The organism is Plantactinospora sp. CA-294935, assembly GCF_050936445.1.
Lineage (GTDB): Bacteria > Actinomycetota > Actinomycetes > Mycobacteriales > Micromonosporaceae > Plantactinospora.
Genome location: NZ_JBNJMU010000001.1, coordinates 2,524,416 through 2,543,757 on the forward strand (window position 1 = coordinate 2,524,416; position 19,342 = coordinate 2,543,757).

The following is a 19,342-nucleotide window of genomic DNA, read 5'->3' on the forward strand; positions in this document are numbered from 1 at the left end:
CCCCGCCGCCCCGGTCGCCCCCGGCCATGCCGCCCGGGACGGCCGGCCCGCCCGGCCCGCCCGGCCCGCCGGGCTGCGCCGCCGGTGGCTGGTCGCCGGCCTCGCGGCGGTACTGGCCGCAGCGGTGGCCGGCATCGCGTTCGGGCCGGTCAGCCTGCCCCCGGGCGGCGTCGCGATCGAACTGCTCAATCTGGTACCCGGGGTGCACCTGCACAGCGGCCTGAACGAGCGCGAGATCGCCATCGTCACCGAGCTGCGGCTGCCCCGGGTGGTGCTCGGCCTGCTCGTCGGCGGGATGCTGGCCCTGGCCGGCGGCTGCTACCAGGGCGTCTTCCGCAACCCGCTGGCCGACCCGCACCTGCTCGGCGTCGCCGCCGGAGCCGGTCTCGCGGTTACCGCCGTGATCGTGGTTCGCGGGGTCACCGGCGCCGACGTCACGGTCGGGCTGCCGGTCACGGTGCCGCTGGCCGCGTTCGTCGGCGCGCTCGGCGCGGTGCTGCTGACCTACCTGCTCGGCGCGGCCGGCGGCCGGGACCGCTCCCCGGCCACGCTGATCCTGGCCGGAGTGGCGGTCTCCGCCTTCCTCGCCGCCGGCCAGACCTACCTGCTGCAACGCAACGCCGAGAGCATCCAGGAGGTCTACTCCTGGATGCTCGGCCGGCTCGCCACCGCCGGCTGGCACGACGTACTGGTGGTGCTGCCGTACGCGGTGTTCACCACCGCCGTGGTGCTGGTGCACCGGCGCGAACTCGACGTACTGGCGCTCGGCGACGACGAGGCGAGCAGCCTCGGGCTGCACCCGCAGCGCTCCCGGCTGCTGCTGGTCGCCGCCGCCTCGCTGGCCACCGCCGCCGCCGTCTCGGTCTCCGGGCTGATCGGCTTCGTCGGCGTCATCGTCCCGCACGTCGTACGGATGCTGGCCGGGGCGAGCTACCGGGCGGTGCTGCCGCTGTCGGTGCTCTTCGGCGGCGCCTTTCTGACCCTGACCGACCTGGCTGCCCGGACCGTCGCCGCACCGGCCGAGATCCCGATCGGCGTGGTGACCGCGCTGCTCGGTGGCCCGTTCTTCGCGATCGTGCTGCGCACCACCCGGCGGGTGGCGGAATGACCGCCCCGAGCCGGACGACCGCCCCGACCGGCGTCGCCGTCGAGGTGGCCGACCTCGGCGTCACCCTCGGCGGGGCACGCATCCTGACCGGGGTCAGCCTCTCGGTCGGGACCGGGGAGTGGGTCACCGTGATCGGACCCAACGGCGCCGGCAAATCCACCCTGCTCCGCGCGGTCGGCGGGCTGCTGCCGGCCAGCACCGGGTCGGTCTCCCTCTTCGGTACGCCGATCGCCCGGCTCCGCCGCCGGGACCGGGCCCGGGCGGTGGCGACGGTGCCGCAGTCCCCGGTCGTGCCGGCCGGAATGGCGGTACTCGACTACGTGCTGCTCGGCCGTACCCCGTACGTGCCGCCGCTGGGCCGGGAGTCCGCCGCCGACCTGGCGGTCGCGTACGACGTACTGGACCGGCTGGACCTGACCGGGTTCGCCGCCCGGCCGCTGGCGACCCTCTCCGGGGGTGAAAGGCAGCGGGTCTTCCTGGCCCGGGCGCTGGCCCAGGGCGCCCCGCTGCTGCTGCTCGACGAGCCGACCAGCGCGCTGGACATCGGTCACCAGCAGGAGGTGCTGGAACTCGTCGACCAGCTCCGCACCGACCACGGCCTGACGGTGCTGGCCACCATGCACGACCTCTCGGTCGCCGGCGAGTACGCCGACCGGATGGTGCTGGTCGCCGCCGGTGCGGTGGTCGCCGACGGCCCGCCCCGGGCGGTGCTCACCGACGACCTGCTCGGTACGCACTACCGGGCCCGGGTCCGGGTGATCGAGGGGGAACACGGCCCCCTCGTCGTCCCGGTCCGGACCCGCCGCGCCGCCTCCTAGCAGGCCGGGATCCGGCGGTGCCGCAGCCATATGCCCTTCGAGCGTGATACCACGGTGTCATCAGGATGACTGGCGTGGTATCAGCGCGCAGAGGGAAATGCTCGCCCGGCGGGCGACACCGCGACTAGCTGAACCGCCGGCCTTCGTCCCGCCGGTACGCCCAGCCGGCGATCGCGGCCAGCAGCACGACCCAGACGCCGAGCATCACCAGCGAGAGCCGGTCGACCGGGAAGTCGCCGACGGCCGCCCACATCAGCTCGACCGCGCCCCGGGTCGGCAGGTAGGGAGCGATCGCCTCGATGAACCCGGGCGAGTCGCCGGGCGGGAAGAGCAGCCCGCCGCCGAAGGCCAGTGGGAAGAAGACGACCTGGGCGACCACGATCGCCGCCTTGCTCGGCAGCGAGTAGCCGATCGCGAGCCCCATCAGGGTGAACGGCACCGCGACCACCACGACCGTACCGAGCGCGGCCAGGAAGGCCGGGCCGGTCAGCCGGGCCTCGGTGGCCACCGCCGCGATCACCACCACCGGGAGCAGCGAGATCAGGGTCAGGATCAGGCCGGCGAGGATCCGACCGGCGAACCGGGGTGCGGCGCCGGCGGGCAACGTCCGCAGGTACGGGTCCCAGGGCTGCGCCCGGTCCTCGGCCACCCCGATGCCGTACTGGAAGATGTTGGTGCTCATCACCGAGAAGGTGACCATCGAGGCGGTGGCGTAGGTGGCGATCACCGGATCGTCGCCGCTGAACGGGACGACGAAGAAGAGCATCGAGGCGGCCGGGAAGAAGGCGCTGCCGACCAGCGCGATCGGGATCCGGACCGTCTCCAGCAACTGGTATCTGGCGTGCACGAGCGAGAGTCGCACGATCGGTTCCTCCGTCACACGTCGGCGGGCTGGGGGGCGGGCTGTGGCTGCGGCTCGGACTGCGCCCGGCGGTCGGACGGCGCCTCGGTGATGGCCAGGAAGGCGTCCTCCAGGCTGCTCGGCCGGATCTCCAGGTCGGCGAAGGCGACACCGCTGCGCACCAGGTCCCGGACGAGTTGGTCCGCGTCGGTGGTGAGCAGGTGGGTGACGCCGTCGACCTGCTCCACGGCCCGTACTCCGGGCAGTGCCGGCAACTCCGGGGCGACCAGGCTGACCCGGCGTACCCCGACCAGGTCGCGGATCGCGCTGACGCTGTCGTCGGCGAGTACCCGGCCGTGGCCGAGCACCACCACCCGGTGCGCCAGCGCCTCGATCTCCTCCAGGTAGTGGCTGCTCAGCAGCACCGTGCCGCCGTCGGCGTGGAACTGGCGGATGCCGTCCCAGAGTTCGCGGCGGGCGGTCACGTCCAGTCCGGTGGTCGGCTCGTCCAGGAAGACCAGCCGGGGACGGCCGACGAAGGCGAGCGCGACCGCCAGCCGGCGCTTCTGCCCGCCGGAGAGGCCACCGGTCTGCCGCCGTACCAGGTCGTCGATGCCGAACCGGCCGAGCAGTTCGGCCCGGGGGACCGGGTCGGCGTAGTGCGCGGAGACGAAGTCGACCACCTCGCCGACCCGCAGGGTGGGCGGCAGCCCGGTCTCCTGCGGCGTCATCCCGATCTGCCGGCGGCACGCCGGGTCGAGGGGGTCGCCGCCGAAGAGTTCGACCCGGCCGGAGCTGACCCGGCGCAGCCCGACCAGCAGGCTCAGCAGGGTGCTCTTGCCGGCGCCGTTCGGGCCCAGCAGGCCGACCAGTTCGCCGGCCGGGAGTTCGAGGTCGACCCGGTCGAGGGCGGTGACGTCGCCGTACCGGCGGGTGGCCTGGACGGCGCGGGCGAGAATCATGGCTTTTCCTCCGTCTGGGGCGGATCGAGCAGGGCGCGTACCGCCAGGGTGTATTCCTCGAAGGCGAACCGGCCGCGTTGGGTGAGCCCGACGAGCGTGGTCGGGGTGCGGCCCTGGTGGGTCTTGACGATCTCGACGTAGCCGGCCTCTTCGAGCTTGCGCAGGTGCACCGAGAGGTTGCCGGCGGTCATCTGGAGGATGTCCTGGAGCCGGGGGAAGGTGATCCGGTCGCCGCCCCGCAGGGTGGCGAGGGTCGCGGTCACCCGTAGCCGGGCCTGTGCGTGGATCACGGGGTCGAGTTCGGGAAGGCCGGTCACGAGACGCTCCGGGCGCTCCCGCTCGGGGTGCCCGGCATGCCGGCGGCGAGGTTCCGGCTGCGAACCCGGTCGCGGAGCAGGAAGTGGACCCCGGCCACCAGCATCCCGCCGCCGCCGAGGACCGAGATCACCAGGGCGTGCCAGCCGGTGCCGGCGATCAGCCCGGCGATGTTGATGACGCTGATCCAGACGCCGAGCCGGAACAGGTTGCGGTCCAGCCAGATCGCGCCGCCGGCCATGTGCAGCGCGCCGGTGAGCCCGACGGCCACGCCGGCCCAGAGCAGTCCGGCGACGTCCTCGGGCAGGTGGTCGGCGACCCGGCCGAGCACCGTGCTGATGCCGCTGAACCCGAGGCCCCAGGCCAGGCCGTACCACAGGCCGCGCCGGTTGGAGTCGCCGGTGACCTGCCCGTACGTCCGGCCGCCGACGATCCCCGAGATGATCCCGGCGGCGACCAGCAGGGTGAGCAGGGCGAGCAGTGGCAGCCAGGTGGGCAGGTCGACGAAGACCCGGCCGTCCGGCCCGAAGCGCAGGAAGAACAGGCCGAAGCCGATCAGCCAGGCGAGGCCCCAGGGCCAGTAGTACCAGAGCAGGTTGGGGCTCAGCCTGCGGGCCGCCTCGGCCTGCTGCTCGGCGATCAGCCGCAGTGCGGCGGCCGGGTCGGGGGGCGGCAGTTCGTCGCGGTCGTCGGCGGGGCTTCCGGTGCGGTCGTCGTCAAAGTTCCCGGTCACGTAAACGAGTTTACAATACAAAGTCCATGACCGCACCAAGTAGTTTTCGGACGGTCGAAGCGGGCGTCAGCCGGCCGGTCAGAGCGGCGCGGGCAGCGGTTCGCTGTGCAGCACGGCGAGCCGGGAGACCGCCCGGGTCAGCACCACGTAGAGCCGGTGCAGGCCGCGCGGTTCCGCCGCCACGATCCGGGCCGGCTCGACCACGATCACGTGGTCGTACTCCAGGCCCTTGGCCAGGGTGGCCGGCACCACGGTGACCCGGGCCGCCGCCTCGACCTCGTCGGCGCTCGCGGTCGGAATGCCGGCGCCGGCCAGCGCGGCGCGCAGCCCGTCCGTCTCGGCCTCGGCGGCGATCACCGCGATCGAGCCGTCGTGAGCCAGCGCCGCCCGCACCTCGGCCACCGTCGCCGCCGGCAGGTCGGTCACGGTACGGATGTCCAGCGCACCGTCGGAGCGCAGCGACTCGGCCGGCGGTACGTCCACGGCCAGCGCCGGCAGCAGCCGGTTCGCCAGCGCCACCACCACGGCCGGTACCCGGAATCCCATGGTCAGCGGCACCACCGAGGCGTCCGGCTTGCCGAGGTGCCGCAGCGACTCCCGCCAGTCGGTGGCGGCCCACGGGGCGGTGCCCTGGGCGAGGTCGCCGAGGAGCGTGATCGAGCCGTGCTCGCTGCGCCGGGCGATCAGCCGGCACTGCATCGGGGAGAGGTCCTGGGCCTCGTCGACCACCACGTGCCCGAAGCTGGACAGCCGCTCGACCAGCCCCGCCGCCTCGTCGACCAGTACGGCGTCGGCGGCGGTCCACCTCGTCGCCCTCGGGGTGCGGGGCGGCTTCGGCCAGGTCAGCAGGGCCTGCTCGGCCTCGGTGAGCAGGCCGTCGGCGGCGGCCGCCAGCGCACCGGGGTCGGCCAGCAGCCGGTGTACCAGCCCGTCCGGGGTGACCGCCGGCCAGCAGTGGTCGAGGAACTCGGTGACCGGCTTCGACCGGCCCATCCGACGCAGCCAGCTCTCGCCGGGCGAGTCGCCCCGGCGGGCCTCCGACTGTCGTTGCAGCAGGCCGACGACCCGGGCCCGGACCCGTTCCCGGCCGGTGGCGTACGGCAGCCCCTCCCGGCGGGCCTCCTCGACGATCCGACGCAGTGCCTCCGCCGTCACCCGCCACCGGTACGAGCCGTCGGAGACCACGATCGGCTCCTCCGGTGCCCGCAACAGCCCGGCCAGGGCCCGGCGCAGCACCTCGGCCATCCGGGGATCGTGCTTCAGCGCGGCGGTGGCCGGGGGGTCGACGGCACGTACCGGGGTGCCGAGCAGGTCCTCCACGGTCGCCTGGGTCACCTCGACCTCGCCCAGCGCCGGCAGTACCGCCGAGATGTACGACAGGAACGCCCGGTTCGGCCCGACGACGAGTACCCCGGACCGGCGCAGCCGCTCCCGGTGCAGATAGAGCAGGTACGCGGCCCGGTGCAGCCCGACCGCCGTCTTCCCGGTCCCCGGCGCCCCCTGTACGCAGATCGAGTCGGCCAGCTCGGCCCGGACCAGCTCGTCCTGTTCCGGCTGGATGGTGGCGACGATGTCCCGCATCGGCCCGACCCGGGGGCGTTCGATCTCGGCGGTCAGGATCCGGCTGGCGGTGCCGTACTCCTCACCCCGGTCGAGGTGCTCGTCCTCGAAGCTGGTGAGCTGGCCGGCGCCGAAGCCGAACCGCCGCCGGACGCGTACTTCCTGCGGGTCGCGGACGGTGGCCCGGTAGAACGAGCGGGAGATCGGAGCCCGCCAGTCCAGCACCATCGGCTCGCCGGCCGGGTCGGTGACGTGCCGCCGCCCGATGTGGTGGCTGGCGTCGGCGAAGTCGAGGCGGCCGAAGAAGAGCGGGGTGCCCGGGTCGTCGGCGAGTTCGGCGACCCGCCGGGAGAGGGTCCGGCCGAGCGTCTCCGCCGCGTACGCGTCACCGGCGACGTCCTGGCCGGTCCGGAAGAGCGACTCGGCGTGCTCCCGCATCCGCCTCAGGGCGGCCCGGGAGGCGGCCAGGTGTGCGCGTTCGTGGTCCAGGTCGGTGTCGAGGTCCTGTGCGGGCATGCTGGGTTCCCATCGGCGCGTCAGCGCGTCGGCTGCTCGCTCGCGTATCCGGGGGCGGATGGCCGGCACCCGGCGCGGGGACGTCCGCTGCGGTGCTTTCTCACCTCGGCCGTCAAGCGGCCAGCAAGCCTACCTGCGGCTCAGCTCCGGTTCCACCGAATTTCACCCGCCGCGCCGGCCGGACCGCCGGCCGGGTGTGCTCGCCAGCATCTCCGTCGGGGTGAAGGTGCGGACCTCCGGGTGGCCGGCCAGCGTCTCGTCGCCACCGCCGCGCGACCAGAACCCGAAGGTCAGGCCGGTCGGTCCGGGTGACGGCAGGTGACCGGCCCGGCGCCGCAGGTCGGTCAGGTCGCGCAGGGTGAGCGGTCTGGTCTGCCAGCGGGCCTCGCCGACGAGTACGGGGTCGTCGCCGGCCAGGCCGAGCACGTCGATCTCGACGGTCTCGTCCTTCCACCACCGGCCGACCACCGTCTCGGCGGGCAGCGCGCCCGTGGCCACCAGGCGTTGGGCGTGTTCCCGGGCCGCCGCCTCGAACACCCGGGCGAGGTGTGTCTGCCACCGCCCCCAGGTGCGTCGCCGGACCGCGGGTCCCTGCCCGCCGTCGATCAGGTCGGCGTCGTCGCGCAGTACGCCGAACCAGTACGCGAGGTAGTCGTCGGCGATCTCGTACATCGGGTCGGCCGAGCCGCCCGCGCCGACCGGGCGTACCGCCCGGACGTAGCCGGCCCGGCGCAGCCGGTCGAGGGTGTAGTCGATCCGCTGCTGGGCGCGGCCGGCGATCCGGGACCGCCGCCGGGCGCCGCCGGCCATCGCGGTCAGCACCCGCTCGTAGCCGCCTCGCCAGTCGAGGTCCTCGGAGAGGATGTCCGGCGCGTCGCGCAGCAGCAGGCCGCCGGGAGTGAAGGCCAACTCGTCCAGGTTCTCCTCCGTGGAGCGCCGTGCGGACCAGCGGCTCAGGTGCAGCGGGTAGCCGCCGCAGGCCGCGTACGCCTCCAGGAACCGCTCGGGAGCCAGGTCGGGCAGGAAGGCCCGGGCGTCGAGCAGGGGAAACGGGTCCATCCGGCGCTCGACGCCGGCCCGTCGGTGCAGCCCGCCCTGCGGGCCGAGCATCTGCTCCATCACCGCGACCGCCGACCCGGAGAGCACCAGCAGCAGCCGCTGGTCGCGGATGTGGTTCTCCCAGACCGCGGAGACGGTGTCGGCGAAGTCGGCATGCCCGCCGGTCAGCCGGGGCGCCTCGTCGAGCACCACGAGCAGCGGGTCGGTGCGGGCCAGCCGGGCGACGAACCGCAGCGCGGCCTCCCAGTCGGGGAAGGTCACCGGGGCCAGGTCGGCCACCTCGTCGCCGAGCTGCTCGCGCAGCGCCTCGGCGAACCGGCGTAGCTGCCGGTCGTCGGCGTCCTGCCGGGTCGCGGTGAAGTAGACCGCCCGCTTGCCCCGGGCGAAGTGGGTGAGCAGGTAGGTCTTGCCGACCCGGCGGCGGCCCCAGACCACCGCCAGCTCCGGGTTGCCCTCGGCGGCCCGCTGCCAGGCCGAGGTCAGCTCGGCCAGCTCGGCCACCCGTCCCACGATCGGCATGAGGGAAGCCTACTACAAACTGTTTGTAGCGCTGGCTGGTTGTACTACAAACAGTTTGTGCCACCGCTCGCCGGAGCTGCCGTGCCGCCCGGGCCGCTGCCGTCCGGTGGGTCGGAGGCGGAATCATGGGCTCATGACCGAGCAGCCCGTCGAGCAGCGGCAGATGATGATCAGTGACCCGCAGGTGATGCGGGCACTGGCGCATCCGGCCCGGCTGGAGATCATGGAGCACCTCACCACCACCGGGGCGGCGGTCACCGCCACCGAGTGTGCCGAGATCGTCGGGCTCTCGCCGAGCGCGGTCAGCTATCACCTGCGGGAGCTGGCGAAGTACGGGCTGGTCGAGCAGGCGCCGAGCCGGGGCGACGCCCGCGAGCGGCTCTGGCGCAGCAGTGTCGGCTCCTGGGGGGTGGAGGTCGGCCAGGACGCCTCGCCGGAGGCGCGGGCCGCCGAGGAGACCCTGATCGAGGTCTACGCCGCCCGCGACCTGGACCGGATCAGGAACTGGGCCCGGCGGGCCGGCGCGGAGCCGAAGGAGTGGTACGACGCGGCCCGGTACGGCGGCGCGGTGCTGATGCTGACCGCCGAGGAGTTGGTGGAGCTGAACGACCGGATCCGCGAGCTGATGCGGCCGTACCGGCGGCGGGAGCGGGTCGACCCGCCCGACGGCTCCCGGCCGGTGATGGTCCACTACGCGGCGCTGCCGATGGAGTGAGCTGATCGGTTCGGGCCGGGTGCTGGTTGCGTACGGCAGTTGTGAAGGATTACTTTCGAAGTATGTCCTTCACAACTGCCGGTCCCGCCATGCCCGACGACGGCACGCCGGCAGTCTCCCGCTGGCGGGACGTCTACCTGGCCGCCGGTGCCCGGGCGGTGTCGAGCTGCGGCGACTTCCTCGCGGCGACCTCGCTGGCGCTCGCCCTGCAATCCGCCGGCGCCGGTGGGCTGGCGGTGTCCGGGGTGATGCTGGCCGCCACGCTGCCGCTGGTGCTGCTCGCCCCGCTGACCGGTCGACTCGCCGACCGGGTGGACAGCCGCACCCTGCTGGTCTGGGCCGGTGCCGGCCAGGCGGCGGTCTGCGCCGCACTCGCCTTCGCCGGGAACACCGTCCTGATCCTGCTGCTCGCCGCGCTGCTCGCCTGCGGGCTGGCGGTGACCCAGCCGACCCTGGCCGCCCTGCTGCCCGAGATGGTGCGCCGGGACGACCTGTCCCGGGCCAGTGCGATCAACCTGACCGCCGGCTCGGTCGGCATGCTGATCGCGCCGGCCCTGGCCGGGCTGCTGGTCGGCCAGTTCGGTGCCCGGATCCCGCTGCTGCTCGACGCCGGCAGCTACCTCGCGCTGATCGCGGCCGGGCTGCTGCTGCGTACCCGACGGGGTGGACGACGGCCGACCGGAGCGGCCGGCGGGGCGAGCCCGGCACCGACGGCCCCGGCCTGGCGGCTGCGCCGCGACCCGTTGCTCTGGACGATGGTGGCCGCGATCGCCGCGACGGTGGCCGGGGTGGGCGCGGTCAACGTGATCGAGGTCTTCTACGTACGCGAGACCCTGCACTCCTCGACCGCGATGTTCGGCCTGGTCAGCGCGGCCTGGACCGCCGGCATGCTGGTCGGCGCCTGGCTGCTGGCCGGTACCGCCCGGCGGGCCCGGGACGACGGTGACCGGGTCAAGGGCGTGCTGGGCATGCTCGGCGCGGCCTGCCTGCTCGTCGGGCTCGGCGCCACCGTGCCGGCCGCCGGCTGGCTGGTGCCGCTCTGGCTGGTCGGCGGCGTCGCCAACGGCGGGCTGAACGTCTTCAGCAACCTGGTACTGGCCAACCGGGTCCCGCCGGAGGCACGCGGTCGGGCCTTCGCCGCGCAGGGTGCCGCGATCCAGGGCGCCGGGATGTTCGGCTACCTGGCCGGCGGCGTCCTGCTCGCCGGCTTCCCGCCCCGGCCGCTGGTCGCGGTAGCCGGGCTGGCCGGGCTGGCCGTGGTCGCCGCGGTGGCGCCGGTGGTACTGCGGGCCGCCTGGCGCGAGCGGGCCACGATGCGTCCTGGGCCACTTCCGCCCCGGTCGGCCGAGCGGCCGGTCGAGCCGGCGGCTACGGTCGGATCATGACCGAGCTGCGGCGACCCCGGGTAGGCCATATCCAGTTCCTCAACTGCCTGCCGATCTACTGGGGGCTGATGCGCTCGGGCGCGCTCATCGACGTCGAGCTGCACAAGGACTCGCCGGAGCGGCTCAGTGCCGCCCTGGTCGCCGGTGACCTCGACATCGGGCCGATCACGCTGGTCGAATACCTCAAGCACGCCGACGAGCTGCTGCTGCTGCCGGATCTCGCGGTCGGCAGCGACGGCCCGGTGCTCTCGGTCAACATCGTCTCCACCCGGCCGCTGGCCGAGCTGGACGGCGCCAAGGTCGCCCTCGGCTCCACCTCCCGGACCGGGGTGCTGCTCGCCCGGATGCTGCTCGCCCAGCAGTACGGCGTCGACCCGGAGTACTTCACCTGCCCGCCCGACCTGACCACCATGCTGCTGGAGGCCGAGGCCGGGGTGCTGATCGGCGACGTCGCGCTACGCGCCCTCTACGAGGCGCCCGGGCGCGGGCTGGCCGTCACCGACCTCGGCCTGGCCTGGCGGGAGTGGACCGGGTTGCCGATGGTCTTCGCCGTCTGGGCCGTACGCCGGGACTTCGCGGCCAGCCATCCCGGCCAGGTCAAGGACGTGCACCAGGCGTTCCTGCGCTCCCGGGACCTCTGCCTGGCCGAGCTCGACGAGGTGGCCGAGGCGGCGGCCCGGTGGGAGACCTTCGACGCGGCCACCCTGGCGTCGTACTTCCGGACGCTCGACTTCTCGCTGGGCGAGCGACAGGTGGCGGGGCTGCGGGAGTTCGCCCGCCGTGCCGTCGACCTGGCCGGCGTACCGCCGCTGCCGGTGGGCGGGCCGGTCTTCTTCTCCGCCTGACGCTCGGCTGTACCGCCGGACGCCTCCCGGCGGGCCCACACCACCCGGTGGGCGGCCGCCGGGGCTGGCTCAGGTGGCGTCCGAGGCGGCGCGGAGCTGCCGGGCCACGTCCTCGCAGATCTTCGCCCCGTACGTGTAGCCGAGGTCGAGTGCGTACCGGGTCTCCACCGCCATCGTCCAGCCGTCACCGATGGCCAGGCAGTTCACCGTGTACTTCTGCTCGCGTTGCCGGTCCACCCAGCCGTTCTTGACGGCGATGGTCTTCTGCTCGGCGGCCGGGAACGCCTTGCGGATGCCGAAGTTGCCGACCCCCCGTACCGCGCGCATCTCGTCGAGCAGCCACTCGGTCCACTTCGGCCCGGCGGCCCGGCCGTCGGCGATGCAGGCGCCCATCCGGGCGGTGTCCCGGGCCGAGAGCGCGGTACGGCTCCAGCCGCCGTCGGCGGCCGGGCTGCTGTCGGTCAGGTCGCAGATGCTGATCAGCCGCTTGATCGACGCCGTGCCGCCGTTCAGCTCGTAGAGGGTCTGCGCGGCGTTGTTGTCGCTGTCCCGGATCATGATCGAGACCTGGTTCATCCGGGTGTCGCTCGGGGTGTCGCCCTTCTCGGCGGCGCGGCGCAGGAAGTCCGCCCCGATCCACGCCTTGATCATCGAGGCGGTCGGGTTGGTCTCGTCCATGTTGGCCGAACCGGAGATCTTGCCGGTCCGGGTGTCCATCAGCGCCCAGTTCCACCAGCCGGCTTTGTCGATCTTCACATTGGCCGGCGCCACCGGCAGCGGCGGCAGCTCGGGGCTGGGCGTCGGGGTGGGGGTGGCCGGCTTGCCCGGGGTGGTGGCGGTGGGACCGGCCGGGCCGGACGGTTCCCCCCACTTGGCGGCGGCGGTGCTCGCCAGCGGCGAGCCGGGCATCAGTCGGAGCCCGACCAGCACCAGTACCAGCAGCACGCCCGCGATCAGGGTCAGCCGCAGCAGGGTGGACCGGTTGGACCGGACCCGCCGCTCGGCGGCGCGTTCCTCGGCGCCCATCAGGACTGCTTCACGGTGAGCGGCTGCGGCACCCTGAGCACGGCGCCCGGCTGTTCGGTGACCAGTTGGCTGGCGACGCTGGCGCAGACGTCGGCACCGTAGTCGAGCCCCTTGGCACCGGAGTAGCGGGTCATCACGGAGAGCACCCAGTCATCGGTGATCGCAAGGCAGTTCAGGTGCCACTTGCCGTCGGCGTTGATCAGTGTCCAGCCGTTCTTGATGCTGACCGGCCCCTGCTTGACGATGCCCTGCGGCAGGCCGTCGATGATGCCCCAACGACCACCGCCCTGCCGAGCCCGCTGATCCTTGGCGGCGGTCGTACCGCGTACCTTGGTCATCTCACCCAACACCCATTCGGTCCACTTCGGCCCGGCTGCCGTGCCGTCCTTGACGCACTCTCCCATCCGGACCGCGTCCCGAGGGGACATACTGGTGTAACTCCACCAAATGCGGTTCTCGCCGGCAGGAATCTCCTTGGCGGTCTCGGTGAGGTTGCACATCTTGATCAAGCGGTCCAGGGTGCTCGCGCCGCCAACGGCGGCGTACAGGGCGTTCGTGGCGTCGTCGTTGCTGTCCCGGATCGCCGTGCTCGCCATCTTGAGGTACGCCGAGGGAGGCGTCTTGTCGCCGAGCCGGCGGAGGTAGTCCGAGACGATCCAGACCTTGATCATCGACTCGGTCGAGTTGGTCGAGGTCATGTTCTTGGAGCCGGAGATCTTTCCGCTCTCCCGGTCGAGCAGGGCCCAGGAGAAGAAGCCGTCCACCCCCTTCACCGTGACCGGCGCGGCGGCCAGGGTCGGCGGCGGCGGCGCGGACGGCTCGATCCCGACCGGCGCCTCCTCGGTCGAGGACGTGCTTCCGCCGGAGTCGGCCAGCCGGGCGTACGCGGCGGGCACGAGCAGCAGGCCGCCAAGCACGACTGTCGTGATGGCGAGCACCAGGGTCACGCGGGGACGCATGAGGATGGGGCTCCAAGGGTGAAGGCCGGGGGGCCGCTGTGTCCAGGGCGCTGTGCGTCTTGCTGTGTCGGCGGCGCCTCCGCCAGCCCCACACCGGCGGTCTGCTCCGCGCGCCCGAACTGCCGGGGGAGGTGGCAGGTCGGAACGGGGAAAGTTTACGTGGCCGGGTCCAATCCGCCAGATGGCGAAGGCCGCGAGTTCTTCGGTGTCGCCCGGAAATGATCGGTTATGTCGGTATAGATGCTGAATATATGGGTCGGTGTGACCAGCCTCATTCACCCATCAGTGCGGACATTTGGTGCCGGGTAGCCGCCCAGCTCAGGGCCGGGTCTGTGTGGCATTTCTATTACACGTCTTGGTTACTGACTAGTTGAGCTGTAACACTTGCTGCGTGTACGGACATGACTTCCCGGTCCCGGATGACGGACCCGCCGGCGGCCTGCTCGATCAGGTCGAGGCGGCGGAGGCGGCGCTGCGGGCGGCCGCCGACCGTGGCCGTCCCGGGGACGACCCGGCCGTCGAGACCGACCCGCAGGACTACTTCACCGCCCTGATCGACGCGGACCAGAAGATCGAGCCCCGGGACTGGATGCCGGAGGCGTACCGGAAGACCCTGATCCGGCAGATCGCCCAGCACGCCCATTCCGAGATCATCGGCATGCAGCCGGAGGGCAACTGGATCAGCCGGGCACCCTCGCTCAAGCGCAAGGCGATCCTGCTCGCCAAGGTGCAGGACGAGGCAGGGCACGGGCTCTACCTCTACGCCGCCGCCGAGACCCTCGGGGTGACCCGGGACGAACTGGTCGAACTGCTGCTCGCCGGCCGGCAGAAGTACAGCTCGATCTTCAACTACCCGACGCTGACCTGGGCCGACGTCGGCGCCATCGGCTGGCTGGTGGACGGCGCCGCCATCGTCAACCAGGTCCCGCTCTGCCGGTGCTCGTACGGGCCGTACGCCCGGGCGATGATCCGGATCTGCAAGGAGGAGTCCTTCCACCAGCGGCAGGGCTACGAGATCCTGCACACCCTGGCGGGCGGCACCCCGGAGCAGCACGCGATGGCCCAGGACGCGGTGGACCGCTGGTGGTACCCGTCGCTGGCGATGTTCGGCCCGCCGGACGGCGACTCGACGCACTCCCAGCAGTCGATGGCCTGGAAGATCAAGCGGTTCTCCAACGACGAGCTGCGGCAGCGCTTCGTCGACATGTGCGTGCAGCAGGCCGGCGTGCTCGGCCTCACCCTGCCCGATCCCGACCTGCGGTGGAACGAGTCGCGGCAGGCGCACGACTACACCCAGCCCGACTACGCCGAGCTGATGCGGGTGATCGCCGGGGACGGGCCGTGCAACCGGCAACGGATCACGCACCGCCGCCGTGCGGACGCCGACGGTGCCTGGGTACGCGAGGCGGCCGAGGCGTACGCGGCCAAGCGGGCCGGCGCGCGTACGGCGGTGCCGGCGTGACCGCCCCGAGCCAGGGCCGGTCCGGCTGGCCGCTCTGGGAGGTCTTCGTCCGGGCCCGGCGCGGGCTGTCGCACACCCACGTCGGCAGCCTGCACGCCCCCGACGCCGAGCTGGCGCTGCGCAACGCCCGGGACCTCTACACCCGGCGGCAGGAGGGGGTCTCGATCTGGGTCGTACCGGCCCAGGCGATCACCGCCTCCAGCCCCGACGAGAAGGACGCCTTCTTCTCCCCCGCCGCCGACAAGGTCTACCGGCACCCGACGTTCTATCCGGTACCCGACGGGGCGGCGCACCTGTGAACACCGCCGGCGCGCCCGCACACACCACAGTGGAGTACCTGCTCGGACTCGGCGACGACGCCCTGGTCGCCGCGCAGCGGCTCGGCGAGTGGGTCACCGCCGCACCGGAGCTGGAGGAGGACGTCGCGCTGGCCAACATCGCCCTGGACCAGCTCGGCGCCGCCCGCCTGCTGCTGAGCTACGCCGGGGAGCTGGAGGGCGCCGGCCGGGACGAGGACACGCTGGCGTACCTGCGCTCGGACCGGGAGTACCGCAACTGCCTGCTGGTCGAGCTGCCGAACGGCGACTTCGCGATGACCATGGCGAAGCTGCTCTTCCTGTCGGCGTACCAGCTCCCGCTCTACACCGCGCTGAGCGGCTGTGCCGACGAACGGCTCGCCGCCATCGCCGGCAAGGCCCGCAAGGAGGTGGCCTACCACCTCGACCACGCCAGCCTCTGGACGGTACGCCTCGGTGACGGCACCGCGGAGTCGCACCGGCGGATGCGGACGGCGGTGGACGAGCTGTGGCCGTACACCGGCGAGCTGTTCGCGGCCGACCCGGCCGCGCCGGTCGACCCGGCCGGGCTGCGCTCCGCCTTCCTGGCGGGCGTCGAGCCGGTGCTGGAGACCGCCACGCTGGAGCGCCCGACCGACGGCTGGGGGCCGACCGGTGGCCGGGCCGGGTTGCACACCGAGCACCTCTCCTACCTGCTCGCCGAGATGCAGGTGCTGCACCGGGCGCATCCGGGAGCCCGCTGGTGAACACGGTCCGATCCGGGCGGGCGCGCCGGGCCGCGGCGGCGGTGGTCGACCCCGAGCTGCGGGTGCTGACCATCGAGGACCTCGGCGTGCTGCGGGACGTGACCGAGGACCCGGCGACCGGCCGGGTCACCGTGACCATCACCCCGACCTACACCGGCTGCCCGGCGATGGACGTGATCCGGGCCGACATCCGGGCCGCGCTGGCCGCCGCCGGGCATCCGGACGCCGAGGTCGTCACCGTCTTCGCCCCGGCCTGGACCACCGACTGGATCTCCGACGCCGGCCGGGCCAAGCTGGCCGCCGCCGGCATCGCCCCGCCCGGGCCGGCGGGCCGACGCCCCGTCCCGGTCACCCTGAGCGTCCGCTGCCCGCACTGCGGTGCCGCCGACACCGAGCAGATCAGCCGGTTCGGCTCGACCGCCTGCAAATCGCTGTGGCGGTGCCGGGCCTGCCGGGAACCCTTCGACCATCTGAGGGCGTTTTGAGCGTAACCATCAACCGGCCGGTCCGGCGTCGGCCGGTCTTCCACCCGCTGCCGGTCCGGGCGGTCGACCGGCTCACCGAGGACGCGGTCGCGGTCACCTTCGAGGTACCGGACCGGCTGCGGGAGGCCTTCGCGTTCCGGGCCGGGCAGCACCTCACGGTGCGGCGGACCACCGCGGACGGGGCGGAGGTGCGGCGGTCGTACTCGATCTGCTCGACCCCGGCGGAGCTGGCCGCGACCGGACAGCTCCGGATCGGGGTGCGGGAGGTGCCGGGCGGCGCCTTTTCCAGCTTCGCGGTCTCGACGCTGCGGGCCGGCGACACGGTGGAGGTGCTGCCACCGCTGGGCACGTTCGGCACGGCGTTCGCGCCGGACCGGGTCCGGCACTACGCCGGGGTGGTAGCCGGGTCCGGCATCACCCCGGTGCTGTCGCTGGTCGCCACCGCGCTGGCCGTCGAACCGGCCAGCACCTTCACCCTGGTGTACGGCAACCGCCACGGCCGCACCGTGATGTTCGTGGAGGAGCTGGCCGACCTGAAGGACCGCTATCCGGAGCGGCTGCACCTGGTGCACGTGCTGTCCCGGGAGCCGGGTGAGTCGCCGTTGCTCTCCGGCCGGGTCGACGCCGAGCGGCTGGGCCGGCTGCTCGACACCATCGTGCCGACCGGGCGGATCGACGAGTGGTTCCTCTGCGGCCCGTACGGGATGGTGCTGGACGCGCGGCGGGTGCTCGCCGAGCGCGGGGTGCCGGAGCGGGCCGTACACGCCGAGCTGTTCCACGTGGACGCACCGCCCGCGCCGCCGGTCCGGCCGGCCGACACGGCGGCCGACGCCGGCACCGAGGTGACGATCCGGCTGGACGGCCGGGCGTCGAGTTTCCGGATGGGCCGGGACGAGCGGGTGCTCGACGCGGCCCTGCGGGTCCGGGGCGAGCTGCCGTACGCCTGCAAGGGCGGGGTCTGCTCGACCTGCCGGGCGAAGGTGGTCGCCGGCGAGGTGTCGATGGCCCGCAACTACGCCCTGGAGCCGGACGAGGTGGCCGCCGGGTACGTGCTGACCTGCCAGGCCAGCCCGGCCACCGACACGCTGACAGTCGACTACGACGGCTGAGGCGGGGTTGTCCCGGGTCCGTTGTGATGCGGGCGGACATAGATCGCCATCGGTTGGTTCGACGCGTTGCGCGGATGGCGGAAACCTTGCCGCACGCGGCTGCCGAAAGATAGACCGATCTCTATCTTGAGTCGGTAGCGCCTCCGGCGACTCGGCGGCGCCGCGGATCACGAGGAGAACCTATGCGTCGAGTTCGGACTGTCGTGGCGCTCGCCTTCGTCGGCGCGGCATTGCTGGTCGGGGCCGGTGTGCCGGCCCAGGCGGCGGTGTCGGACGACCGCCAGGCCGTGGCCGACAACCCCTCCCCCTACCCCTTCGGTTCCTACTACACCCTCGACGCCTGTCGCTACTACGGGGAAAGCCTCGTCGCGGGTGGCGCGTGGCGGTACTACAACTGCGTCTACGAGTGGCGCAGCGGCCAGCCGCAGGGCTATTACTACCTCTACATGTACAACTGAGGCTGAAAAATTTCTTCTTTGGCCGTTGCTCCATTGAAGGATGTGTACTACCAAGGTATTCATGAGGATGCTCCGTACGCGTCGCGCCCGGGCCGGACTCGCGTCCTTCGCGGCGCTCGGCCTGCTGGCCACCAGCCTGCTCACCCCGCCCGCCGTGGCCGCCGGCCCCACCCCGGCCGACGCCGGTGACGGTGCGGCCACCGCGGCCGACCCGTTCCCGGCGTACACCCGGTTCAACGTCCCGGCCGAGGACGGCACCCGGGACCGGACCATCGAGGACGAGCTGGTCCGGCTGGCCGACGGCGCACCCGCCGGCGGCTACATCCGCGGCATCATGTACAGCTGGAGTTCCCCGGTGGTGGCCGAGGCGCTGAAGCGGGCGGCGGCCCGGGGCGTGATCGTCCGGATCGTGCTGGACGAGACCGGTGGCGGGGTCAACACCGGCGCCGACAACGCCGCGATGGCGGTGCTCAACTCGGCCAACCTCGACGACCTGGTGATCTGCGGCAAGACCTCGTCGACGGTGGCCGGCTCGACGGCGTGCATCGGCAACAAGAGCAACTCGATCAATCACAACAAGGTCTTCACGTTCTCCACCAGCGGCACCATGAAGCGGGTCGTCTTCGTCAGCTCGCAGAACCTCACCTTCAGCCAGAACAACCTCTTCAACAGCGCGCTGATCGTGCACGAGGACTACGACCTGTACGACCACTTCACGGCGTACTTCAACGACATGCGGGCGCAGCGGAAGAACAACGACTACTTCAACGCCGCCAACGGCTACTACAAGTCGCCGAACACCGCCGTCACCGTCTACCACTCGCCCCGGGCCGACAGCGACACCCTGGCGAACCGGCTGGCCGAGGTGAGCGCGTACGAGAGCGGCTGTGCGGTGGACGTGGCGCACGCCCAGTTCACCGACGCCCGCCCGCAGGTCGCCACCCAGCTACGCCGGATCGGCCGGATGGGTTGCCGGGTCCGGGTCGTCTACGGCTTGATGGGCAGCACCGCGTACGCCACCCTGAACGGGCAGCCGAACGTCTCGCTGAAGAAGTACCACGACGCCGAGGCCAGCAACTACGACGGCCGGGTGGTCAGCGTGCACTCCAAGAACATCATCATCAGGGGCACCTTCGCCGGGGTCGCCGGGCGCAGCGTCGTCTTCACCGGCTCGCACAACGTCACCGACCCGGCGCTGACCGACCACGACGAGACCCTGGTGAAGATCGAGCACCCGACGGTCTGGAACGACTTCCACAACAACTTCGAGACGCTCTGGAGCCGGGCCAAGTGCGTCAACCCGGACAACGGTAGCTGCACCACCTGAGCCGTTCCGGCGAGTTCATGATCACGCACGATCGGGGAAGTCGTGGCATCCCTTCCCCCGTCGGGCCCACTACTTCGGCGACGTGGTGGGCCCGATTG

The 19,342-nt window shown here is 72.6% G+C and carries 20 protein-coding genes; 12 read left to right on the forward strand and 8 right to left on the reverse strand.

Going from position 1 to position 19,342, the window contains the following annotated elements:
• Positions 1 to 73: 73 nt before the first annotated feature.
• Both ACQEVC_RS11305 and ACQEVC_RS11310 read left to right on the forward strand, forming a co-directional pair.
• Entirely contained in the window at positions 74 to 1,108 is a 1,035-nt protein-coding gene (locus ACQEVC_RS11305) for a FecCD family ABC transporter permease (protein WP_432891290.1), read from the forward strand.
• Positions 1,105 to 1,926 (forward strand): ABC transporter ATP-binding protein, encoded by an 822-nt coding sequence (locus ACQEVC_RS11310; protein ID WP_432876064.1) that lies wholly within the window; start codon positions 1,105 to 1,107, stop codon positions 1,924 to 1,926. The genes ACQEVC_RS11305 and ACQEVC_RS11310 overlap by 4 nt, the downstream gene beginning before the upstream one ends.
• 124 nt (positions 1,927 to 2,050) lie before the next feature.
• Here the strand turns inward: ACQEVC_RS11310 and ACQEVC_RS11315 are convergent, their stop codons facing one another.
• The 6 genes from ACQEVC_RS11315 to ACQEVC_RS11340 all read right to left on the reverse strand — a co-directional run bounded on the left by ACQEVC_RS11315 (position 2,051) and on the right by ACQEVC_RS11340 (position 8,431).
• Positions 2,051 to 2,788 (reverse strand): ABC transporter permease, encoded by a 738-nt coding sequence (locus tag ACQEVC_RS11315; RefSeq protein WP_432876066.1) that lies wholly within the window; start codon positions 2,786 to 2,788, stop codon positions 2,051 to 2,053.
• A gap of 14 nt (positions 2,789 to 2,802) precedes the next feature.
• Complete coding sequence (locus ACQEVC_RS11320) at positions 2,803 to 3,729, reverse strand: ABC transporter ATP-binding protein (RefSeq protein WP_432876068.1); 927 nt, start codon at positions 3,727 to 3,729, stop codon at positions 2,803 to 2,805.
• Positions 3,726 to 4,046 carry a transcriptional regulator gene (locus ACQEVC_RS11325; RefSeq protein WP_318400914.1) on the reverse strand — a complete coding sequence of 107 codons (321 nt, stop codon included), beginning with the start codon at positions 4,044 to 4,046 and terminating at the stop codon, positions 3,726 to 3,728. Before ACQEVC_RS11325 ends, ACQEVC_RS11320 begins: the two co-directional genes overlap by 4 nt.
• Positions 4,043 to 4,777 (reverse strand): transporter, encoded by a 735-nt coding sequence (locus ACQEVC_RS11330; RefSeq protein WP_432876070.1) that lies wholly within the window; start codon positions 4,775 to 4,777, stop codon positions 4,043 to 4,045. Before ACQEVC_RS11330 ends, ACQEVC_RS11325 begins: the two co-directional genes overlap by 4 nt.
• 78 nt (positions 4,778 to 4,855) lie before the next feature.
• The gene (locus ACQEVC_RS11335) at positions 4,856 to 6,853 is read right to left on the reverse strand and encodes a HelD family protein (protein ID WP_432876072.1); all 1,998 of its coding nucleotides are present in this window, start codon (positions 6,851 to 6,853) and stop codon (positions 4,856 to 4,858) included.
• Positions 6,854 to 7,015: 162 nt separating this feature from the next.
• Complete coding sequence (locus ACQEVC_RS11340) at positions 7,016 to 8,431, reverse strand: ATP-binding protein (protein WP_432876074.1); 1,416 nt, start codon at positions 8,429 to 8,431, stop codon at positions 7,016 to 7,018.
• A gap of 133 nt (positions 8,432 to 8,564) precedes the next feature.
• On the opposite strand from ACQEVC_RS11340, the gene ACQEVC_RS11345 reads away from it, so the two are divergent.
• The 3 genes from ACQEVC_RS11345 to ACQEVC_RS11355 all read left to right on the forward strand — a co-directional run bounded on the left by ACQEVC_RS11345 (position 8,565) and on the right by ACQEVC_RS11355 (position 11,376).
• Positions 8,565 to 9,146, forward strand: a complete 582-nt coding sequence (locus ACQEVC_RS11345; RefSeq protein ID WP_432876076.1) for an ArsR/SmtB family transcription factor — start codon at positions 8,565 to 8,567, stop codon at positions 9,144 to 9,146.
• A gap of 62 nt (positions 9,147 to 9,208) precedes the next feature.
• Entirely contained in the window at positions 9,209 to 10,531 is a 1,323-nt protein-coding gene (locus tag ACQEVC_RS11350; protein WP_432876078.1) for an MFS transporter, read from the forward strand.
• Positions 10,528 to 11,376 carry a menaquinone biosynthetic enzyme MqnA/MqnD family protein gene (locus ACQEVC_RS11355; RefSeq protein WP_432876080.1) on the forward strand — a complete coding sequence of 283 codons (849 nt, stop codon included), beginning with the start codon at positions 10,528 to 10,530 and terminating at the stop codon, positions 11,374 to 11,376. The genes ACQEVC_RS11350 and ACQEVC_RS11355 overlap by 4 nt, the downstream gene beginning before the upstream one ends.
• A gap of 69 nt (positions 11,377 to 11,445) precedes the next feature.
• Here ACQEVC_RS11355 and ACQEVC_RS11360 read toward each other — a convergent pair whose 3' ends face one another.
• Together ACQEVC_RS11360 and ACQEVC_RS11365 are read right to left on the reverse strand one after the other, a co-directional pair.
• Positions 11,446 to 12,402: a serine hydrolase gene (locus ACQEVC_RS11360; RefSeq protein ID WP_432876082.1), complete on the reverse strand. Its 957-nt coding sequence runs from the start codon at positions 12,400 to 12,402 to the stop codon at positions 11,446 to 11,448.
• The gene (locus ACQEVC_RS11365) at positions 12,402 to 13,361 is read right to left on the reverse strand and encodes a hypothetical protein (protein WP_432876084.1); all 960 of its coding nucleotides are present in this window, start codon (positions 13,359 to 13,361) and stop codon (positions 12,402 to 12,404) included. Before ACQEVC_RS11365 ends, ACQEVC_RS11360 begins: the two co-directional genes overlap by 1 nt.
• A 391-nt stretch (positions 13,362 to 13,752) precedes the next feature.
• On the opposite strand from ACQEVC_RS11365, the gene paaA reads away from it, so the two are divergent.
• The 7 genes from paaA (at position 13,753) to ACQEVC_RS11400 (ending at position 19,244) form a co-directional block, all read left to right on the forward strand.
• A complete protein-coding gene (gene paaA, locus ACQEVC_RS11370) occupies positions 13,753 to 14,823 on the forward strand; it encodes a 1,2-phenylacetyl-CoA epoxidase subunit PaaA (protein ID WP_432876086.1) in 1,071 nt (356 codons plus the stop codon).
• A complete protein-coding gene (gene paaB / locus ACQEVC_RS11375; protein ID WP_432876088.1) occupies positions 14,820 to 15,122 on the forward strand; it encodes a 1,2-phenylacetyl-CoA epoxidase subunit PaaB in 303 nt (100 codons plus the stop codon). Before paaA ends, paaB begins: the two co-directional genes overlap by 4 nt.
• Entirely contained in the window at positions 15,119 to 15,865 is a 747-nt protein-coding gene (paaC, locus tag ACQEVC_RS11380; protein ID WP_432876090.1) for a 1,2-phenylacetyl-CoA epoxidase subunit PaaC, read from the forward strand. Before paaB ends, paaC begins: the two co-directional genes overlap by 4 nt.
• Positions 15,862 to 16,350 (forward strand): 1,2-phenylacetyl-CoA epoxidase subunit PaaD, encoded by a 489-nt coding sequence (gene paaD, locus ACQEVC_RS11385; protein WP_432876092.1) that lies wholly within the window; start codon positions 15,862 to 15,864, stop codon positions 16,348 to 16,350. The genes paaC and paaD overlap by 4 nt, the downstream gene beginning before the upstream one ends.
• Complete coding sequence (paaE, locus tag ACQEVC_RS11390) at positions 16,347 to 17,459, forward strand: 1,2-phenylacetyl-CoA epoxidase subunit PaaE (protein WP_432876094.1); 1,113 nt, start codon at positions 16,347 to 16,349, stop codon at positions 17,457 to 17,459. Before paaD ends, paaE begins: the two co-directional genes overlap by 4 nt.
• 182 nt (positions 17,460 to 17,641) lie before the next feature.
• The gene (locus tag ACQEVC_RS11395) at positions 17,642 to 17,917 is read left to right on the forward strand and encodes a hypothetical protein (RefSeq protein ID WP_432876096.1); all 276 of its coding nucleotides are present in this window, start codon (positions 17,642 to 17,644) and stop codon (positions 17,915 to 17,917) included.
• A gap of 61 nt (positions 17,918 to 17,978) precedes the next feature.
• Positions 17,979 to 19,244, forward strand: a complete 1,266-nt coding sequence (locus ACQEVC_RS11400; RefSeq protein WP_432876098.1) for a phospholipase D-like domain-containing protein — start codon at positions 17,979 to 17,981, stop codon at positions 19,242 to 19,244.
• The last annotated feature ends 98 nt before the right edge of the window (positions 19,245 to 19,342 follow it).